Genomic DNA, 20,442 nt, shown 5'->3' on the forward strand with positions numbered 1-20,442 from the left:
CGTAAGGCCGTCATGCAAGACACCCTGCTGAAGATGGCGTTGTACGTGTCGCTGGTGCTGATCGTGCCGGGGCCGACCAATACGCTGCTGCTGTCGTCCGGCCTCAAGGTTGGCGTGCGCCGGACCAGCCCACTCATTGCAGCGGAAGCACTCGGCTACGTGGTCGGCATTTCGCTCTGGGGATTCTTCCTCAGCGCAGTGTCGGCCAAACAGCCCTGGCTACCAATGGCCGTCAAGCTGGTGAGCTCGGTCTACATCCTCTTTCTGGCCGCCAAAATCTGGCGACAGAGCGGCGCGCTGCAGCACGTGACCGCCAGCCCCGTGAGCCTGCGCGACATGTTCCTCACCACGGTGATGAACCCGAAAGCGCTGTTGTTTGCGAGCACGCTGTTTCCGCTGGAAGCGTTCCGGTCCGCCAGCTCCTTTGCGTGGACGATCGGCGTGTTTTTGGTCGTGCTCGTGCCGATTGCGATCGGCTGGTCCTACCTGGGCGTGCTGCTGACGGCGCGGCGAACATGGGCGCCCCACACGCCTGTGCTGCTGCGCGGGGCCTCGCTCGTGCTGCTGATGTTTTCCGGCACGCTCATGTATTCGGTGCTCGGCCACTAAGCTGCCCGCTAGAACGACGAGCCTGGCTGCGCAAGAAACGCCATCTCTTCCGGCGTGGACGCGCGCCCAAGCGCTGCATTGCGATGGGGGAAGCGCCCAAAGCGCGCGATGATCTCGCGGTGCTTCTCGGCCCAGATGAGCGAATCGGCATCGCCCTCCTGATCACGCAGGCGCGTGTAGAGACGAAGCGACTCGTCCTGCATGGCCAACGCCTCGCTGTGCTCGAACGGCAGATAGCAGAACACGCGGTGATGGCGCGTCGGCAGTTTGGCGTCCCAGCCGGCTGCCACGACGATCTGCGCGGTGTGCAATGCTGCAGCATCACTGGCAAAGGCGCGCGCGGTATTGCGAAACATGTTGCGCGAGAACTGATCGAGCACCACGATGCGCGCGATCGCCTCCTGCGGCGTGTCCATCCAGGTATCGGGCTCACCCACTGACAGCGCCTCCCACAGTGGCAGGAAGCGCGCGCGGATTTCGGCATCGAAGGCGTCGGACTTGGTGAACCACTCCGGCCGCGCGTCGACCAGCGGCGCATTGCCAAACCAGAACGCGAGTACGTCGTCCGCGGTGGGCAAACCGATCATCAGGGTCTCCTCGCGTGCTCTTATGTCTTGCGTTAGCGCGGCACTTCAGCGCGGCACATTCCGCATCCAGTCGGCGGTCTGCCAGAAGGCTTGCATGAGGCGCATCTGCAGGGCTTCGTCCAGACCGATGTCTTGCATCGCGAGCGCCATGCAGCGCATCCACTGGTCACGCTCCTGCGTGCCGATCTCGAACGGCAGATGGCGTGCGCGCAGACGCGGATGGCCGAAACGTTCGATGTAGTGGCTTGGGCCACCGAGCCAGCCGCACAGAAACCAGAACAGCTTGTCGCGCGCGCTATCCAGGCTAGGCGGATGCACCCCGCGCAGCACGGCAAATTCGGGCTCGAGGTCCATCAGGTCATAGAAGCGGTCAACGAGTTCGCGCACGCGCGCCTCGCCACCAATCAGATCGAAGGCCAGGGTTTCCTGGCCGGAAGTTGCGTCAGTCATACAGCGTCAATCACATCAAAAAAACGATCAGGCATCCCGCAGCGTTGCCATGGCCGGGCGCCGCAGCACGTCACGCAAACCCAGCCAGCCACCAGCAAAGGCGCACAGCATGCCGCCCACGATGCCCACCGGCAAGATCGCCGGATTAAATCGATACGGAAAGTCGAACACATGCGCCGACAGCACCCAGCCGATGGCGATGGCGCCCACGCCCGCCATCAATCCGGCCAGGCCACCCACGATCAGCACCTCGGCGTACTGCGTCTGGCGCACGATGCCGGAGCCCGCGCCCAGCGCGCGCAGCACGCCAGCGTCGCGCAGGCGCTCGTCGCGTGAGCCGGACAGCGCCGCATACAGCACCAGCACGCCCGCCGCCAGCGTGAAGACGAACAGGAACTCGACCGCCACCGTCACTTGGTCGAGCACGCCCTGCACCTGCTGCAGGATCAGCTCGGTATCCACCACCGTCAGGTTCGGAAACTCGCGCACCAGCCTGGACGGCAGATCGGCCTGTCCTGCCGGAATGCGGAACGCCGTCACGTAGGTCTGCGGCATGTCGTGCAGCGCAACGGGCGGCAGGATCACGAAGAAGTTCACGCGCATCGAACTCCAGTCGAGCTTGCGCAAGGACGTGATGGGCGCATCCACCGTCTGCCCGGCAACGTCGAAACGCAGTACGTCGCCCAGGTGCAGATTCAGCGTCTTGGCGATGCCCTCCTCCACCGACGCCTCGGGCTTCTGCCCGCCAAACCACTGGCCGGCGACGATGCGGTTCTCTGGCGGCTGTTCGGTCGCGTAGGACAGGTTGAACTCGCGCTCGATCAGGTTGCGTGCGCGGGATTCCGCATAGGTCTCACGGCCGATGGTCTGACCATTCACCTGTGTCAAGCGCCCGCGCACCATCGGGTAGAGCTTGGGATCGGCCACGCCCGCACGGGCCAGCGCTTGCGACACTGCCTCCATCTGATCCGGCTGGATGTTGATGATGAAGCGGTTGGGCGCATCGGCCGGCGTGGCGTTGTGCCACGAGCGGATCAGGTCATTGCGCGTCATGGCGAGCAGCAGCAACGCCATCAGCCCCACTGCCAGGGCCACGGTTTGCAGCACGCTCACGCCGCGACGACGCTCCAGCACGGCCAGCGCAAAACGCCAGCCGACGCCCAGCGCACGACCGCGCCCGAGCGACAAGGCCAGCGCGCGCAGCCCACCGGCAGCCAGCAACGCAAAAACCAGAATGGCGCCAGCAAACCCGCCCGCCGTCAGCGCCCCCAGTTTCACATCGCGCGCCGACACCACCAGCAACGCAAAGAATGCGGCCGCCCCCAGCGCATAGCCCACCCATGCCGCGATGGCGTGCTCATCCACGTCACGCCGCAGTACACGCAGCGGTGGCACGCGCACCAGGCTCAGCAACGGCGGCACAGCAAAGCCGACCAGCAGCACCAGCCCTGCCGTCACCCCCACCACAGCCGGCCACACAGACGGCGCCGGCAACGAGACCGTCACCAGATCCCCCAACGACGCCAGCAGCAGCCAGTGCGCGCCATAGCCCAGCGCCACCCCCACCAGCGAACCCAGCACGCCGATGAGCAAAAACTCCAGCGCAAACGTCCCGAGGATCTGCCCCTGCCGCAGCCCGAGGCATTTGATGATGGCCACCGCATCGGTATGCCGTGCGGTGTAGCGCCGCGCGGCCATGGTGATCGCCACGGCCGCGATCATCGCGGCGAGCAAGGCGACGAGCGAGAGGAAGCGCTCGGCACGATCCAGTGTTTCGCGCATCTGCGGCTGGCCATTCTGCAAAGACTCGATGCGCACGCCGCGCACCTGGCGCGTCTTCAGTTCGTTTTCGGTCCAGTTGCGGAAGGCGGTGGTAGCGGCATCGGGCCCCGCTACCAGCAGGCGATACGTGACACGGCTGCCGTAGGTGACGAGGCCCGTGGACGCCAGATCGGCCATCGGCAGCATCACGCGTGGGGCAAAGTTCATGAAGCCGGCACCACGATCCAGCTCCTGCGTGATGACGTGAGCGATCTTGAAGGTGCGCGTGCCCAGGCGAATGGCATCGCCCACGCGCAGGCCCAGCGCTTCGAGCAACGGTGCGTCGACCCAAACCGTGCCCGCAGAAGGAATGGCGCGGATAGGCGCACCAACGGTATCGCGCCCATCGCCGCTTACCTTGAGCGTGCCGCGCAGCGGATATCCCGCATCCACCGCCTTGATGGCCGCCAGTTGCGATGCTGGCTCGCCGGATGACCCGTTGGTGAGCGTGCTGGCCATGCTGGGGAAGGTGGCGGTGTGCGTCACTTCCAGGCCGCCGGCGCGCGCATGCGCCTCGATGTCGGCCGGCAGCGGCTGATCAGACACCACAAGCACATCTGCGCCGATCAACTGGCGCGCATCGCGCTCCAGGCCGGCATGCATGCGGTCGGCCAGAAAGCTGACCGACGCCAGCGCGGCCACGGCCAGCACCAGCGCAACAAGCAGCAGGTTCAGCTCACCAGCGCGCCAATCGCGGCGCAGCATGCGCAGGGCTTGGGTCCAGACAGAAAAACGTGACATGGGCGGAACATGGGGAGGGCGCACATCGTCATTGATCGCGCAAACCCCGCCATGTTCGCACGACTTCAGTGGGCCAGCGCGCGGGTGTCCTCGGCGTGCCAAGGAAGCGCCTGGTCTGCCGTCAGCAACGACACCTGCTCGGTGGCGCGATAGCCCGCCAGATGGCTCAGCCCCTCGCGGAATGCCGGCTGGCCGATGCGCTCGATCAGCTCGCGCACCCACGAGGCAAGCGCGTCATTGCGGCGCACCGCCAGGTAATACGTCTCACGCGTGAGCGGCACGAAATGCAAGCCATGAGCCTCGGCGCCAGGACGCAGGCCAAACCCGACATCCGCCCGCCCTTCCTGCACGGCCACGGCGATCTTGTCGCTGGAAAACTCCTGCTCGTCGTAACCGTTGATCTGGTCGGGGTATAACCCGGCCGCCACCAACAGTTGATCGAACAGCAGGCGCGTGCCCGAACTGCGCTGGCGGTTGATAAACCGCGCCTGGGTCCGAGCCAGATCCTGCAGCGACTGCACGCGCCCCGCCCATTCCGGCGACATCATCAACCCCTGCTCCCGATCGGCCAAGGCGATCAGGCGTACGGCGGTCGGACGCAGCCACTTGCGCAGCGTCTGGTGGGCGATTGAGCCAGCACCCTGTTGCGGCGCCACATAGAAGCCGGCCACCTCGCACTGCTTCTCCTGCAGGCAGATCAGTCCTTCCACGGCGCTGCAAAACACGGTGTCGAGCTGCGAAGCCTGGCTTTCGTGCGCAAACGTCTCGGCCAGCACTTCGACCGCCGGATCATGGCTGCCCGAGAAGCGAATGCGCGTTTGCGATTGCGAGGCGTCTTCCAGCTCCGCCATGAATTGGCCCATGGCTTGGCGCACAGCCGGGTCAAGCTGCTCGCGCAGGCGCATCTCCGCGCGCAGCATCCGCTCGCCGAACAGGGTGAGCGATGCCCCACGACCACGCTCCATATCCAGCAGCGCCCGCCCGAGCATCTCTTCCCACGAGCGCATCACGCCCCATGCGTGCCGGTACGACAACCCCACCTGCTTGGCTGCCCGGTGCAGCGACCCCGTTTCACGCACCGCCCGCAGCAACTGAAAGACCTTGCCGTTGGCGCGCGGATTGTCGTCGGCGCCCACCACCGGGAATACCTCGAACTGGAACGTCATTATGTTTGTGATTTCCTATTTACTTCGTGCGTGCTCCCGGAAAACAATTCCCGTCGTTTCCCGGGGCGGGCGCATCGTGCGCTGCCGACCGCCTCAATGTTGCCGCCATCATGCAACATCCAACATAAAGCGTCCACGTCTCTTACATCCCGCTCACGACATGCCCGGATTGCTCCAAACCCTTCGGTGGTCTGCCATTACGTGCCTGACCCTCACTTTTGCCGGCGCTGCATATGCAGGCGATCTCCGTATGGCTACCACCACCAGCACGGAAAATTCCGGTTTGCTCAAAGTGCTGTTGCCCAAGTTCGAGGCCGCCACCGGCATCCATGTGCAGGTGATTGCCGTTGGCACCGGCAAGGCGGTGAAACTGGGGGAATCGGGGGATGTAGACGTAGTGCTGGTACATGCCCGCCAACTGGAAGACGCCTTCGTCGCTTCTGGCGGCGGCATCGACCGGCGCGACGTGATGTACAACGACTTCATCCTGGTCGGCCCGACGGCGGACCCAGCAGGCATCCGCGGTCAGAGAAACGTCATCCAGAGCATGGAGACCATCGCCAGCGCCGGTGAGAAGGCTGGCGCCAAGTTCATCTCGCGCGGTGACAACTCCGGCACCGACGTGATGGAAAAGGCCTACTGGAAGACGGCCAACATCGAGCCGAAGGGCAAGCCCTGGTACGTGAGCGCGGGCCTGGGCATGGGCGAAGTGCTGAACATGGCCGCGCAGATGAACGCGTACACGCTATCCGACCGCGCCACCTACGGTGCGTATCGCGCCAAGACGGGCCTGGACATCGTGCTGGCCGGGGACCCGCGCATGTTCAATCCATACGGCATCATCGCCGTGAACCCGAAGAAGTATCCGAGCACGAACTACACCGACGCGACCAAGCTGATTGAATGGATCACCTCGCCTGCCGGGCAGCAGGCGATTGCCGATTTCAAGGTGAACGGAGAGCAGGTGTTCTTCCCGAATTATGGGAAGGCAGTGGCGAGCGGGAAGTAATCCCGCTGCGTGCAGCGTTTCTTGCTGGAACAGGACGGCAGCTTAGGCTGCCGTTTCCAATTGCGGATGCTGCGGCAGTTCTGCTGCCACCTCGCCGATCATCCGGCGCAGCCACATCACATCGGGCGCGGCATGGCTGCGCTCGTGCCAGAGCTGGTAGAAGCGCATCTTCGGGAACGCCATCGGCGTCGGCAGGATGCGGATCGGCAGGTACTGCGCACAGTGCGCGGCAAACTGGCGGCCGGTCGTGAAGACGAGATCCGTGCGCATCAGCACATACGGCACCAGCCCGAAGTACGGCAGCGACACCTGAATCTGGCGCTTGAGCCCTTGCTCTGCAAGTGCCTGATCGATCATGCTGCGTTGCATGACGGCGTACGGCGCGGGGGCCAGGTGCGGCATCTCCACGTAATGCTTGAGCGAGATACCCTTGCGCGCCAACGGATGCTGCGCACCCAACATGCAGACGACTTCGTCGTCGAACAGCGGCGAAATATGCAGATGTTCGGGCGGGGAGAGCCAGTTGCCGATCACCAGATCCATGCCGCCCTGCTCGAGCGCTGCCAGGTAATCAACCCCGGCATTGAGCGGATGCACCACCAGCTTGGCCTGCGGTGCTTGCTTGCGCAGGCGCTCGACGATATTGGGCAGGAAGAAGGCGTCCAGATAATCGGGCGCGCCCAGGTGAAAGGTGCGCGTGGTATTGGCCGGATCGAACTCCTGCGACGGGCGGGCAATACGCTCCATGGCCTCCAGGCTTTGCTGGGCCAGGGCCAGCAGATCGTGGCCGCGCTCGGTCGGCACCATGCCGTTCTTGCCACGCACGAGGATGGCGTCTCCCGTGATCTCGCGCAGGCGCTTGAGCGTGTTGCTGATGGCCGGTTGCGACTGGCCAAGCTTGACGGCCGTACGCGTCACGCTCTGCTCAGTGAGCAGCGTGTACAACACGCGCAGGAGGTAGGTATCGAGGTGATCTTTGCCGTGCATCTGGAGGCGAAAATGGGTGGCGGGGGTGGCAGCGCCGTACCGCCTGTAGAACGTGCGAGGGGGACCTTGTCAGTGTATGTCACTTGTACATCGCGCCGCCAGACCGCTACCGGCGGGTATACCCCGGATTTTGGCTTTCCGATGCGGGTTATCACATGGGCCAAATATTGCATTCCTGGCCCGGTGCTATGGTTCCGATACACACACAAACAGGCGTAAAACCCCATGGAGACTCAGCCCATCCGCTTCTTTCACCGCGGCCAGGTGCGCACCGTCACGGATGCCCCGATCACCCGGACGGTGCTTCAATACCTGCGTGAAGACGCACACTGCACAGGCACCAAGGAAGGGTGTGCTGAGGGCGATTGCGGTGCATGTACCGTGGTGCTAGGTGAGCTGCAGGAAGACGGCAGCGTTGGCCTGAAGGCGGTCAACGCGTGCATCCAGTTCCTGCCCACGCTGGACGGCAAGGCACTGTTTACCGTGGAAGACGTGCGCGGCAAGGATGGCACCCTGCACCCGGTGCAAGAGGCCATGGTGGAATGCCACGGCTCGCAGTGCGGCTTCTGCACGCCGGGCTTCGTGATGTCGCTCTACGCGCTGTACGAGAACACCGGCAACAACGCGCCGATCCCGTCGCGCCAGGCCATCTGCGATTCGCTCACCGGCAACCTGTGCCGTTGCACCGGCTATCGCCCCATCATCGACGCGGGCGAACGCATGTTCGAACTGCCCTCGCCGGCCGGCATCGATCGCACACAATTGGCAGAAACGCTGCGCAACATCCAGCGCAAGGACACGTTCAGCTACGCACCGGCCGGCACGGAAAACGCCCCGCGCTTCTACGCACCGCGCACCGCCTCCGCCTTTGCCGCCATCAAGGCCGCGCATCCGAACATCCGCATTCTGGCCGGCAGCACCGACGTGGGCCTGTGGGTTACCAAGCAGTTCCGCGAACTGGGCGACATCCTCTACATCGGTCAGGTGGCCGACCTGTACGCCCTGGAAAAGCGCGACGGCTGGATCGAGATCGGTGCCGCGGTTTCGCTGGAACAAGCCTATGAATTCCTGGCCGAGGACTACCCAGAGCTGACCGAGCTGTGGAAGCGCTTCGCCTCGCTGCCGATCCGCAACGCCGGTACGCTGGGCGGCAACATCGCCAATGGCTCGCCGATCGGCGACTCGGCACCCGCACTCATCGCCATCGGCGCGCGCGTCGTGCTGCAGCGTGGTGAAATCCGCCGCGAGCTGCCGCTCGAAGACCTCTACCTCGCCTACCAGAAGAACGCGATGGAAGAAGGCGAGTTCGTGGCTGGCCTGCGCACTCCGGTGCGCGAAGGTCGCGACGCCATGCGCTTCCGCACCTACAAGCTGTCCAAGCGCTTTGACGAAGACATCTCCGCCGTGTGCGCCGCACTCGCCATTGAGCTGGACGGCGACATCGTGCGCAGCGCACGCATCGCGTACGGTGGCATGGCGGCAACGTCCAAGCGCGCCACCGAAACGGAAGCCGCCATCACCGGCCAGCCGTGGAACGAAGCAACGGTGCGTGCTGCCATGGCAGCCATGTCGCGCGACTACACGCCGCTGACCGACATGCGCGCCAGCGACAACTACCGCCGCATCTCGGCGGCCAACACGGTGTACCGCTTCTGGCTGGAAACCCGCACCGACGCGCCGCTCACGCCCGAACAGATCAATGTGCGCGCGGTCGAACTGAATACCCTCACCGCTGCAGGTAGCGTCAACTAAGTCCGACTGCAAAGAGACATCGTATGAACAAGCAAACCGAGGCCTTCCTGCTCGCAGAAGCCGATATTGCAGCGGCCATTCCAGACCAGCGCGGTGCTGTGGTCGGCATCTCGCGCCCGCATGAATCGGCGCACCTGCACGTTGCTGGCACCGCCACCTATACCGACGATATTCCCGAGTTGGCCGGCACGCTGCACGCCGCACTCGGCATGAGCACGCAAGCGCATGCGCGCATCGTCAACATGGGCCTGGACCGCGTGAAGGCAGCACCGGGCGTGGTGGCCGTATTCACTTCGGCCGACATTCCGGGCACGAATGACTGCGGCCCGATCATCCACGACGATCCGATCCTGGCCACCGACACGGTGCACTTCATCGGCCAGCCGATGTTCATCGTGGTGGCCACGTCGCACGATGCGGCACGCCGCGCGGCACGCCTGGGCGATATCGAATACGAAGTCCTGCCCCCGCTGCTGACGCCCGAGGAAGCACGCGCCGCTGGCAAATCGGTGCTGCCGCCGATGCACCTCAAGCGCGGCGAGCCGGCTGAGCGCATCGCCGCTGCGCCACATTCGGAAGCGGGCCAGATGTCGCTGGGCGGCCAGGAACAGTTCTACCTGGAAAGCCAGATTTCGTACGCCGTGCCGAAAGAAGACAACGGCATGCACGTGTGGTGCTCGACGCAGCACCCGACCGAGATGCAGCACATGGTCTCGCATATGCTGGGCTGGCATGCCAACCAGGTGCTGGTGGAGTGCCGCCGCATGGGCGGTGGCTTCGGTGGCAAGGAATCGCAGTCGGGCCTGTTTGCCTGCTGCGCATCGCTGGCGGCATGGAAGCTCGCCTGCCCGGTCAAGCTGCGTCCGGACCGTGACGACGACATGATGATCACCGGCAAGCGTCACGATTTCCGCTTCGCCTACGAAGCCGGCTATGACGACGATGGCCGCCTGCAAGGTGTGAAGGTCGACATGACCTCGCGCGCCGGTTTCTCGGCCGACCTGTCCGGCCCGGTGATGACGCGCGCCATCTGCCACTTCGACAACGCCTACTGGCTGCCCGAAGTCGAGATCGATGGCTTCTGCGCGCGCACGAATACGCAGTCGAACACCGCCTTCCGCGGCTTCGGCGGCCCGCAGGGCGCGTTTGCCATCGAATACATCATGGACAACATCGCGCGCGCCGTCGGCAAGGATGCGCTCGACGTACGCCGCGCCAACCTGTACGGCAAGGACAAGAACAACGTCACGCCGTACGGCCAGACCGTGGAAGACAACGTCATCCACGAACTGCTGGATGAGCTGGAGGCGACGTCCGACTACCGCGCCCGCCGTGAGGAGATTCGCGCATTCAACGCGACCAGCCCGGTGCTCAAGCGCGGCCTGGCACTCACGCCCGTGAAGTTCGGCATCTCGTTCAACGTGAAGCACTTCAACCAGGCCGGCGCGCTTGTACACGTGTACAACGACGGCTCGATCCTCGTGAACCACGGCGGCACCGAAATGGGCCAGGGCCTGAACACGAAGGTCGCGCAGGTGGTGGCACACGAACTGGGCGTGGCCTTCACCCGCATCCGCGTCACGGCAACGGACACCAGCAAGGTGGCCAACACCTCTGCCACGGCCGCGTCGACCGGCAGCGACCTGAACGGCAAGGCCGCGCAAGACGCCGCACGCCAGATCCGAGCGCGCCTGATCGCATTTGCCGCAGAACACTACGAAGTGCCTGTCGAGACCGTAGCCATCGTGGGCGATCAGCTGGAGATCGGTGCACGCCGCGTACCGTTCAACGAGCTCATCAACAAAGCCTATGTTGCCCGCGTGCAATTGTGGTCGGACGGCTTTTACGCCACGCCCAAGCTGCACTGGGACCAATCCAAGCTGAACGGCCGTCCGTTCTACTACTACGCGTACGGTGCCGCCGTGTCGGAAGTGGTGGTCGATACGCTCACGGGTGAATGGCGCCTGCTGCGTGCCGACGTGCTGCACGATGCGGGCCGCTCCATCAACCCGGCCATCGACATCGGCCAGGTGGAAGGCGCGTTCATCCAGGGCATGGGCTGGCTGACCACGGAAGAACTGTGGTGGAACAAGAGCGGCAAGCTGATGACGCACGCGCCGTCCACCTACAAGATCCCGACGGTCAACGACTGCCCGCCGGACTTCCGCGTGCGCCTATTCAACAACGCCAACGTGGAAGACAGCATCCATCGCTCCAAGGCGCTGGGTGAGCCGCCGCTGCTGCTGCCGTTCTCGGTGTTCTTCGCCATTCGCGATGCAGTGGCCGCCGTGGGCGATGGCCGCACCAACCCGCCATTGAACGCACCGGCCACGAGCGAGGAAATCCTCAAGGCCGTCGACGCCATCCGCAGCGCCGCGCTGTCGGCCTGAGCAGGGAGACCGCCATCATGACCGCCATGGACCACACGCAACTGCGCCCGTTCCGTTTTGCCGACGTGCTCGCCACCGTGCAAGCAGGGCAGCCGTGCGTGCTGGTCACGGTGACGGAGGTGCTGGGCTCCGCCCCGCGTGAGCCCGGCACACTCATGCTGGTGTGCACCGATGGCTTCTTCGGCACTATCGGTGGTGGCCATCTCGAGTGGCGTGCGATGGAGATCGCCCAGGCGATGATGAGCGCACCCGAAGCCAACGGCGACGCGCGTCGCCAGTTCGTCCGCATCCCGCTCGGCCCAGCATTGGGCCAGTGCTGTGGCGGCGTGGTACGCCTGTCGCTGGAGCGCCTCGATGCACGCGATGTGGACTGGATCGCCCTGGCCGACGACGCCATGCGCCAACGCCGCAGCCTGCGCCGCTTTGTCCCCGCAGATGCGGCCTTGAATGTTGAAGCAACGATTGGCGATGCCGCTGCTGCAGGCGTGCAGTTCGACACCAACGGCTTCACGCAGACCGTGCTGCCGCCCGACATGTCGATCGTGCTGTGCGGCGCCGGCCATGTCGGCCACGCCATCGTGCGTGCGCTGGCTCACCTGCCCTGCTGCGTGACGTGGGTGGACGAACGCGATGCGATGTTCCCGTTTCCCACGGAAGTGCCGCCGAACGTCGTCGTCGAATCCACCGATACGCCGGAGGCGGTGATCGACAATGCGCCCGCCGGCAGCTACTTCCTGGTCATGACGCACAACCATGCGTTGGACCTCGCGCTGTGCGAACGCATCATGCGCCGCACGGACTTTGCCTACTTTGGCCTGATCGGCTCCAAGACCAAGCGCGCGCGTTTCGAGCACCGCATGGTGGAGCACGGTGTGGACCCGGCACGTCTGCCGGAAATGGTGTGCCCGATTGGTGTGGCGGGCATCGTGGACAAGGCGCCGGATATCATTGCGGTATCCGTCGTCGCGCAACTGCTGCAGGTGCGAGAGCTGCAACAACATGCGCTCACCAGCGCTAGCAGCGGCGCGGCGGTCCCTTACCGCGTCCCCACATCCGCCTGATCATGCCGATCTCTCCCACACTTGCAGAACGCATCGCTACCAGCCCCAAAGCCGAACTGCACATCCACATTGAAGGCTCGCTCGAACCCGAACTGATGTTCGCGCTGGCCGAGCGCAACGGCGTCAAGCTGCCGTATGCGTCCGTCGAAGAAGTGCGCGCCGCCTACGCCTTCGACGATCTGCAATCGTTCCTCGACCTGTACTACGCCGGCGCCAGCGTGCTGCTCACCGAGCAGGATTTCTACGACATGACCGCCGCGTATGTGGCGCGCGCGCTGGCCGACAACGTCCACCACGCCGAGATCTTCTTCGACCCGCAAACGCACACGGCGCGCAACGTGCCGATGCACGTGGTGATCAACGGCATCGTCCGCGCGCTGGATGATGCCGAGCGCGAGCATGGGTTCTCCAGCCTGCTGATCCTCTGCTTCCTGCGTCACCTGAGCGAAGAAGACGCCTTCGCCACGCTCGAAGCCGCCCTGCCCTATATCCAGGACCCGGCCAACCGCATCATCGGCGTGGGGCTGGATTCGTCGGAACGCGGCAACCCGCCGGAGAAGTTCGCGCGCGTGTTCGCCCGCTGCAAGGAACTGGGCCTGCGCTTGGTGGCCCATGCCGGTGAAGAAGGCCCGGCGCAATACGTGATCGACGCGCTCGACATCCTGAACGTGGAACGCATCGACCACGGCGTGCGCGCCATCGATGACGCCGCGCTCGTCAGGCGCCTGGCTGCCGAGCGCATCGCCCTGACGGTCTGCCCGCTGTCGAACGAAAAGCTGAAGGTCTACCCCGACTTGCGCGATCACTCGCTCAAGCAACTGCTGGATGCCGGCTGCGCAGTGACCCTGCACTCCGATGACCCGGCCTACTTTGGCGGCTACATGAACACCAACTGGCTCGCCACCTTCAACGCCCTCGACCTGTCCGCTGCCGATGCCCACACGCTTGCGCGCAACAGCTTCGAGGCGTCCTTCCTGCCCGAGCAGGACAAAGCCCTGTGGCTGGCCAAGGTCGACGACCACTGGAAAGCCACACATTAAAAATCACGAGACGACGATGACCACGATGCCTCCGACTTCCAACACCGTTCACGCCTACCGCGGCCGCGTGCTGCATTTCCTGCACGATCCGCAGTATCGCGAGCGCGATGCCTATGAGTATTGGGAAGACGGCCTGCTCGTGGTCATGGGCGGCAAAGTCGTGCAAGCTGGCGACTACGCCGCGCTGCGCGAGAACCTGCCTGCGGGAACGCAACTGCACGACTACAGCGGCAAGCTGATCGTGCCGGGCTTTATCGACACGCACGTGCACTTCCCGCAGACGGACATGATTGCATCGCCGTCGCCGGGCCTGCTGCACTGGCTGGAGACGTACACCTTCCCGGAAGAGCGCCGCTTCGAAAGCGAGCAGTACGCCGCTGGCGTCGCCTCGTTCTTCCTCGACGAACTGCTGCGCAACGGCACCACCAGCGCGATGGTGTGGAGCACCGTGCATCGCGGCTCGGCGGAGACGCTGTTCAGCCAAGCGCAGCAACGCGGCATGCGCCTGATCACCGGCAAGGTGATGATGGACCGCAACTGCCCGGAGTACCTGCAGGACACGGCGGAATCCGGCGCGCGCGACTCCGCCGATCTGATCTCGCGCTGGCACGGCAAGGACCGCCTGGCCTACGCCATCACGCCGCGTTTTGCACCCACCTCGAGCGAGGCGCAGCTGGCCGCCACTGGCGAGCTGGCCAAGCAGTACCCGGACGTCTTCATCCAAACCCACGTTGCTGAAAACCCGGACGAAGTGAAGTGGGTGGCCGAGCTGTTCCCGAACGCGCGCAGCTACCTCGACGTGTATGACCACTACGGCCTGCTGCGCAAGGGCGCCTTCTACGGCCACGCCATCTGGCTGGACGACAGCGACCGTCAGCGCATGGCGGAATCCGGCGCGGCCGTGGCGCACTGCCCCACGTCCAACCTGTTCCTGGGCAGCGGCCTGTACAACTTCCACAAGAACGACGCGCACCGCCTGGCGCTCACGCTCGCCACCGACGTGGGCGGCGGCAGCTCGTTCTCGATGCTGCGCACGATGGGCACGGCGCACAAGGTTGCGCGCATGGGCGGCTATCACCTGACCGCGTTGCGCATGTTCTACCTCGCCACGCGCGGCGCCGCCGAGGCGCTGGGCTGGGAAGACCGCATCGGCAGCTTCGTGCCGGGCGCCGAAGCCGACTTCATCGTGCTGGACCCGGCCGCCACGCCGCTACTGGCGCGCCGCAATGCACGCTCGGAAACGCTGGAGGAACTGCTGTTCTCGCTCGCGCTGCTGGGCGAAGACCGTGCGGTATCCGCCACTTACATCCAAGGTGAGCCGGCCAAATTTGCGGTTGGCGCCAACGCCTGATGCACTTATAATCGCGGCTTCCATTGGGGAGTAGCCGCTCGAAGTTGAGACTTCGAGGGCCACGTCAACAGACTTGACCGTCGCTGCAATGGCAGACGGTTATGGCGTGGTCACCCGCACCCGAATCTGCTCACGATCCGTAGCGAGCAGCCCGAGGTTGGACCGAGAAGCGCAACCGTACATGGGTACGGTGAGCATCGCAGGTTCAAGATCGGGTTGCGCAGTAGGATCGAGAGGAGATTCGCCGGTGACGCGCCTGGCGAGACCGATGACACACCTCTGCGGATAGGGCCGGCAGCGGTGCGTCATTGGTTCGCACACGGCCCGGACACCACAACAACATGGAAGCCTTCCTCGTCTCCACCGGCATCGTCGCCCTCGCGGAAATCGGCGATAAAACGCAGCTGCTGTCGATTCTGCTGGCCGCGCGTTTTCGCAAGCCAGTGCCGATCATCCTCGGCATCTTCATCTCCACCCTCGTCAATCACGCGCTAGCCGGCGCCGTCGGCGGCTGGATCACGCATGTGCTCGGCGAAAACGCGCTGCGCTGGATTCTCGGTATCGCGTTCATCGCCATGGCTGGCTGGATGCTGATTCCCGACAAGCTCGATGATGAAGAGGCGCCGAAAGACACGCGCGGCCTGGGCATTCTCGGCACCACCATCGTTGCGTTCTTCTTTGCCGAGATGGGCGACAAGACGCAGATCGCCACGGTGGCGCTGGCAGCACGCTTCAATGATGTGGTGTCGGTGGTGGCTGGTACGACCATCGGCATGCTGCTGGCCAACGTGCCTGCGGTGCTGATGGGCAACAAGTTCGCGTCGCGTATGCCGATCAAGCTGGTGCACCGGATCGCCGCGCTCATCTTCCTGGTGCTGGGTGTCCTGGCGCTGCTGGGTGTCGGCAAGTAAGTGCAGATCAAAGGCTCCGGGCGCCCGCTCAGCGCCTGCTAACAGCTTCGCAGCAACCACTTCGAGAGGTGGGGCAAGACCCCACCTCAAGTCGCACCTACAACGCGTATAGCGGTATCCAGATCAGCCCCCACAAGACGCACCGTAGACAGATTCCCGGGACAAAAAAAACGGGGCCGTAGCCCCGTTCAACCCTCACCGGTCATGTCACCCGCTAGGGAACGAATGACATGCTCCGATAAACCGTTTCTGTTGTTGCTCTTGCTCTGGCGTGCGCCTTAGTTGGTCTTTGCGCCGCCTTCAAACCACTTGGCGATGATCGTGCGCTCGTCATCGGTGATGTTCGTAACGTTGCCCAGCGGCATCAGCTTCTGTTGCACCACTTGCTGATAGACGAGCTGTGCATGCGCGGACAACTGGTCCGGCGTATCGAGCAATACGCCCTTAGCCGACGAAGGCATCAGAGTAGGATGAGCCGAGTGACATTGGTAGCACCGCGCGGTAACGACTGCCTGTACTTTGGCGAACTCCGAACCGCCAGCGGCTGACGGAGCGGCTACGGCAGGTGCCGAAGCGCCACCTTCTGCTGCTGCAACCGGAGCTGCTGCTGCGCTTTCCGCCACAGCAGGCGCTGCCGGTTGTTGCACCGGCGCCAGCCACACCGCCACGCCCAGCAGCACAGCAACGCCAGCTGCCGGATAACCCCAGTTCACCACGCCCTTGTGCTTCAGGATGAAGAACTGACGGATGAACACGCCAGCCACCATGATCAGGATCAGCACAGCCCAGTTGTACTTGAACGCGTACGTCATGCTGTAGTGGTTCGACAGCATCGCGAAGAGCACCGGCAGCGTGAAGTACGTGTTGTGCACGCTGCGCTGCTTGCCGCGCTTGCCGTGGATCGGGTCCGGCTTCTCGCCAGCCTTGAGCGAGGCCACCACCTTGCGTTGCCCCGGGATGATCCAGAAGAACACGTTGGCACTCATGATGGTCGCGATCATCGCGCCGATCAGCAGAAACGCTGCGCGGCCCGAGAACAGGTGGCACGCCGCAAACGCAGCCAGCGCCACATAGACCGCCACCAGAATGCCGACCACACGGTCGTTCTTGCCGAACACGCGGCAGATGGTGTCGTACACCAGCCAGCCGACCACCAGGAACGCCAGCGCCAGGAGCACCGCCGTCGTCGCCGTCATGTCGAACACGTTGCGGTCGATCATGTAGACGTTGGCGTTGAACAGGTACACCACCGTCAGCAGGGCAAAGCCCGACATCCAGGTGGAATACGACTCCCAGTAGAACCAGTGCAGATGATCCGGCAGTTGCTTTGGCGCCAGCAGGTACTTCTGCGGGTTGTAGAACCCGCCGCCGTGCACGGCCCACAGTTCGCCGTCGACGCCCTTGTCCTTCAGGTCCGGTGCGGTCGGCTTGGTCAGGCTGTTATCCAACCAGACGAAGTAGAACGACGAACCGATCCACGCGATCGCGACGATCACGTGCAGCCAACGCAAGAGCAAGTTGGCCCAGTCGAGGATATAGCCTTCCATGATGACTCCCTGCCCTGTTAGCTACCGCGATAGGTCGAATACGACCACGGCGACACCAGCAGCGGCACGTGGTAGTGCGCGCTGGTATCGGCCACGCCAAAGCGCAGCGTCACCACGTCCAGGAACGCGGGCTCGGGGAGTTTGACGCCGGCTGCGCGGTAGTACTCGCCCACCGCGAAGTCCAGCTCATAGACGCCGGTCTGCAGCGCGTCGCCTTCCAGCAGCGGCGCATCGCAACGGCCATCGTGATTGGTGCGAACCGATTTCACCGGTTGGCGCTGATTGTCGACAATCTTAAACAGAGCGATCGCCAGGTTTTGACCCGGCGTGCCTGCAGCGGTGTCGAGCACATGGGTAGTCAAGCGTCCCATTTGTCTTCCTCTGTAGTTCGAATTTTCAGAAGCGCCGCTGCCTCCACTTGCACCTCGCGCCAATCCCTTGTGTCCAAGGCTGGACAAGGGCTGGCGTCGGGGCCCGCTCGGTACGTGCTGTGCACGCATCCCGGCGCGCGTCCAGCCGGTTTACGCTTGCCGCCTTCATATGGAAGAGACATGCCAAACCGGCAAAGCCGTCGCTCGTTCTGGGCTCGACTCCCTGTCCTCGTGGGGACTTGAAACAGGGATTTCCCTAGTTTGTCGAATTCCCGAACGCATTTTGTTGACAATATTGAAGGCGCCCACGAATAATTGTCAACAGATTTTCGCAGTTGCTTATGCTGCGATGCGTTACTCAAAGGCGGGTCTGCCATGTCCAAGAATCTCAAGCTGGTCTCCACGGAAACGACGCTAAAGCCCGGTACGTCGGGCACCAAGGCATCGGGGGCACGTATGTCGGTTGAAGAACGGATGTACCACGAGATCTACGACGCGATCATGGAACACCGCCTGCCTCCGCGCACGAAGCTGACGGAGCATGCGCTTTGCGAAATCTATGCCACCGCACGCCATACGGTGCGCAAGGTCTTCTCCCAACTGGCTGCTGACGGGCTGGTTGATCTGGAGCCAAATCGCGGCGCCTTCATTGCCGCGCCCTCCATTGACGAAGCGCACGCCATGTTTGAGCTGCGCCAGATCCTGGAGCGCGCCGTGCTCGACAAGGTCGGCGCTAGCAGCGACCCCAAGGCGGCCATCGCGCCCCTGATGGAACTCGTCAAGCAGGAGCGCCAGGCGTTCGTCACGCAGGACCGCCCGCGCTGGATCCGCCTGTCGGCAGAGTTCCACGTTGCGCTGGCCGAACAGTCCGGTAACCCGCTGGTGGTCGAAATGATGCGCCGACTGGTGTCGCGCACCACGCTGATGATTGCCAGCGTCGAAGCCCCGGGCAACAACGCCTGCTCGTTCGACGAACACCTCGACATCCTCAACGCACTGGAGCGCGGCGACGCCAGCGCTGCCCAGGCCCACATGGCCCAGCACTTGCAATGCTGCGCAGACCGCGTGCGCCCCGAGGCGCCCGCTGATTTCGATCTGCGCTCGGTATTGGGCCCGCGCGGCACGGAGAAAGGCTAAGTCAAGGACCAGTTTTGCTGTATTGGGCGAGCTGGCACGACAGAGGCCGGCCGCCGCAAGCCGGACGCCCGTCCGGCTGACCACCCGAAGGAGACCTTCATGACAAGCAGCACCATCGCCGCCCCCACGGCGGATTTGACCAATGAGCGCGTGGCGTACGGACGCCTGCTCGCATTGGGGTTGCAACATGTATTGGTAATGTATGCAGGCACCGTGGCGGTGCCGCTCATCGTGGGCGGCGCACTACATCTGCCCAAGGAGCAGATGGCTTTCCTGATCAATGCCGATTTGTTTGCGGCTGGTCTTGCCACGCTCATCCAGGCATTCGGCATCTGGAAGTTTGGTATTCGCATGCCGGTCATGATGGGTGTGACCTTCGCCTCCGTCGGCCCGATGATCGCCATCGGCACCGACCCCACCATCGGCCTGCTGGGCATTTATGGCGCGGTCATCGCGGCGGGGATATTCGGGATCATCGTTGCGCCGCTCATGGGGCGCGTGCTTGGCCTCTTCCCACCGGTTGTGACGGGCACCGTCATTACGCTGATCGGCATGTCGCTGATGGGCGTGGGCATCAACTGGGCCGCAGGCGGTCAGCCGACCAAGAAAGCGGTGGTCGACGGCGTGCTGCAAACCGTACCGAACCTGGAATACGGCAATCTCGGCAACCTGGCCATCGCAGCGGCGGTGTTGGTCATCATCCTGTTGCTGACCAAGTACGGCAAAGGCCTGATCGGCAACATCGCCGTGCTGCTGGGTATCGTGATCGGCACGTTCATCGCCATGGCATTCGGCAAGGTCAGCTTTGCCGGCATTGCCGACGCCGACTGGATGGCCGTCATCACGCCACTGCACTTCGGCATGCCGACCTTCCACTTCGGCGCCATCGCCTCGATGTGCATCGTGATGATGATCACGCTGGTGGAATCGACCGGCATGTTCCTGGCCCTGGCCGAGATCACCGGCAAGAAGCTTTCCACCGATGACCTGACCCGCGGCCTGCGCGCGGACGGTCTGGGCACCGTGATCGGCGGTGTGTTCAACACCTTCCCGTACACCTCGTTCTCGCAGAACGTGGGCTTGGTGACCGTCACCGGCGTGCGCTCGCGTTTCGTGGCAGCCATGGGCGGCATCATCCTGATCGTGCTGGGGCTGTTCCCGAAGATGGCGCATATCGTGGCTTCGGTGCCCTCCTTCGTGCTGGGCGGCGCCGGCATCGTGATGTTTGGCATGGTGGCCGCCACGGGCGTGCGCATCCTGGGCTCGATCGATTTCAACAAGTACCGCCACAACCTGTTCATCGTGGCCATCTCGATCGGCTTCGGCATGATCCCGACGCTGGCGCCGACGTTCTTCCAGTACCTGCCGCATTGGCTGGAACCGGTCACGCACAGCGGCATCGTGCTGGGCACGCTGGTCGCCGTCACGCTGAACCTCTACTACAACGGCATGCAGTCCGCCGAGCACGCCATGCGCGACGCTGCTGCCAACACCCACGGCACGGAGTAATTG

At 64.0% G+C, this 20,442-nt stretch carries 17 protein-coding genes; 10 read left to right on the top strand and 7 right to left on the bottom strand.

Annotated elements, in window-relative coordinates; all coding sequences use genetic code 11:
• The first annotated feature begins 12 nt into the window (after positions 1-12).
• Entirely contained in the window at positions 13-609 is a 597-nt protein-coding gene (locus C404_RS43130) for a LysE family translocator (RefSeq protein ID WP_021195015.1), read from the top strand.
• An 8-nt stretch (positions 610-617) separates the two neighbouring features.
• Here the strand turns inward: C404_RS43130 and C404_RS43135 are convergent, their stop codons facing one another.
• The 4 genes from C404_RS43135 to C404_RS43150 form a co-directional block, all read right to left on the bottom strand.
• Entirely contained in the window at positions 618-1,196 is a 579-nt protein-coding gene (locus C404_RS43135) for a DUF924 family protein (RefSeq protein ID WP_021195016.1), read from the bottom strand.
• Positions 1,197-1,241: 45 nt separating this feature from the next.
• Positions 1,242-1,646 carry a group II truncated hemoglobin gene (locus tag C404_RS43140; protein WP_021195017.1) on the bottom strand — a complete coding sequence of 135 codons (405 nt, stop codon included), beginning with the start codon at positions 1,644-1,646 and terminating at the stop codon, positions 1,242-1,244.
• A gap of 27 nt (positions 1,647-1,673) precedes the next feature.
• Positions 1,674-4,208: an ABC transporter permease gene (locus C404_RS43145; RefSeq protein ID WP_021195018.1), complete on the bottom strand. Its 2,535-nt coding sequence runs from the start codon at positions 4,206-4,208 to the stop codon at positions 1,674-1,676.
• Positions 4,209-4,273: 65 nt separating this feature from the next.
• A complete protein-coding gene (locus C404_RS43150; RefSeq protein ID WP_021195019.1) occupies positions 4,274-5,374 on the bottom strand; it encodes a substrate-binding domain-containing protein in 1,101 nt (366 codons plus the stop codon).
• Between the two features lie 160 nt (positions 5,375-5,534).
• On the opposite strand from C404_RS43150, the gene C404_RS43155 reads away from it, so the two are divergent.
• Positions 5,535-6,383 carry a substrate-binding domain-containing protein gene (locus C404_RS43155; protein WP_031329390.1) on the top strand — a complete coding sequence of 283 codons (849 nt, stop codon included), beginning with the start codon at positions 5,535-5,537 and terminating at the stop codon, positions 6,381-6,383.
• Between the two features lie 42 nt (positions 6,384-6,425).
• Here the strand turns inward: C404_RS43155 and C404_RS43160 are convergent, their stop codons facing one another.
• Positions 6,426-7,370, bottom strand: a complete 945-nt coding sequence (locus C404_RS43160; protein ID WP_021195021.1) for a LysR substrate-binding domain-containing protein — start codon at positions 7,368-7,370, stop codon at positions 6,426-6,428.
• A 225-nt stretch (positions 7,371-7,595) separates the two neighbouring features.
• Between C404_RS43160 and xdhA the strand changes: the two genes are divergently transcribed.
• The 6 genes from xdhA to C404_RS43190 all read left to right on the top strand — a co-directional run bounded on the left by xdhA (position 7,596) and on the right by C404_RS43190 (position 15,875).
• Positions 7,596-9,122 carry a xanthine dehydrogenase small subunit gene (xdhA, locus tag C404_RS43165; RefSeq protein WP_021195022.1) on the top strand — a complete coding sequence of 509 codons (1,527 nt, stop codon included), beginning with the start codon at positions 7,596-7,598 and terminating at the stop codon, positions 9,120-9,122.
• 23 nt (positions 9,123-9,145) lie between these two features.
• Positions 9,146-11,512 carry a xanthine dehydrogenase molybdopterin binding subunit gene (xdhB, locus tag C404_RS43170; protein ID WP_021195023.1) on the top strand — a complete coding sequence of 789 codons (2,367 nt, stop codon included), beginning with the start codon at positions 9,146-9,148 and terminating at the stop codon, positions 11,510-11,512.
• Between the two features lie 26 nt (positions 11,513-11,538).
• Positions 11,539-12,573 (top strand): xanthine dehydrogenase accessory protein XdhC, encoded by a 1,035-nt coding sequence (gene xdhC / locus C404_RS43175; protein ID WP_031329391.1) that lies wholly within the window; start codon positions 11,539-11,541, stop codon positions 12,571-12,573.
• 2 nt (positions 12,574-12,575) lie between these two features.
• Positions 12,576-13,613 carry an adenosine deaminase gene (locus tag C404_RS43180; RefSeq protein WP_021195025.1) on the top strand — a complete coding sequence of 346 codons (1,038 nt, stop codon included), beginning with the start codon at positions 12,576-12,578 and terminating at the stop codon, positions 13,611-13,613.
• Between the two features lie 16 nt (positions 13,614-13,629).
• Entirely contained in the window at positions 13,630-14,964 is a 1,335-nt protein-coding gene (gene guaD, locus C404_RS43185) for a guanine deaminase (protein WP_021195026.1), read from the top strand.
• Between the two features lie 341 nt (positions 14,965-15,305).
• Positions 15,306-15,875 (top strand): TMEM165/GDT1 family protein, encoded by a 570-nt coding sequence (locus C404_RS43190; protein ID WP_021195027.1) that lies wholly within the window; start codon positions 15,306-15,308, stop codon positions 15,873-15,875.
• Positions 15,876-16,153: 278 nt separating this feature from the next.
• Here the strand turns inward: C404_RS43190 and C404_RS43195 are convergent, their stop codons facing one another.
• Both C404_RS43195 and uraH read right to left on the bottom strand, forming a co-directional pair.
• Positions 16,154-17,422, bottom strand: a complete 1,269-nt coding sequence (locus C404_RS43195; RefSeq protein WP_021195028.1) for a urate hydroxylase PuuD — start codon at positions 17,420-17,422, stop codon at positions 16,154-16,156.
• A 17-nt stretch (positions 17,423-17,439) separates the two neighbouring features.
• Positions 17,440-17,793: a hydroxyisourate hydrolase gene (uraH, locus tag C404_RS43200; RefSeq protein WP_021195029.1), complete on the bottom strand. Its 354-nt coding sequence runs from the start codon at positions 17,791-17,793 to the stop codon at positions 17,440-17,442.
• A gap of 375 nt (positions 17,794-18,168) precedes the next feature.
• On the opposite strand from uraH, the gene C404_RS43205 reads away from it, so the two are divergent.
• On the top strand, positions 18,169-18,930 hold the full coding sequence (locus C404_RS43205; RefSeq protein WP_021195030.1) for a GntR family transcriptional regulator: 762 nt from the start codon (positions 18,169-18,171) through the stop codon (positions 18,928-18,930).
• Positions 18,931-19,029: 99 nt separating this feature from the next.
• Entirely contained in the window at positions 19,030-20,439 is a 1,410-nt protein-coding gene (locus tag C404_RS43210; RefSeq protein ID WP_021195031.1) for a nucleobase:cation symporter-2 family protein, read from the top strand.
• Positions 20,440-20,442 lie beyond the last annotated feature (3 nt).

The organism is Ralstonia sp. AU12-08, assembly GCF_000442475.1.
Taxonomy (GTDB): Bacteria; Pseudomonadota; Gammaproteobacteria; order Burkholderiales; family Burkholderiaceae; genus Ralstonia; species Ralstonia insidiosa.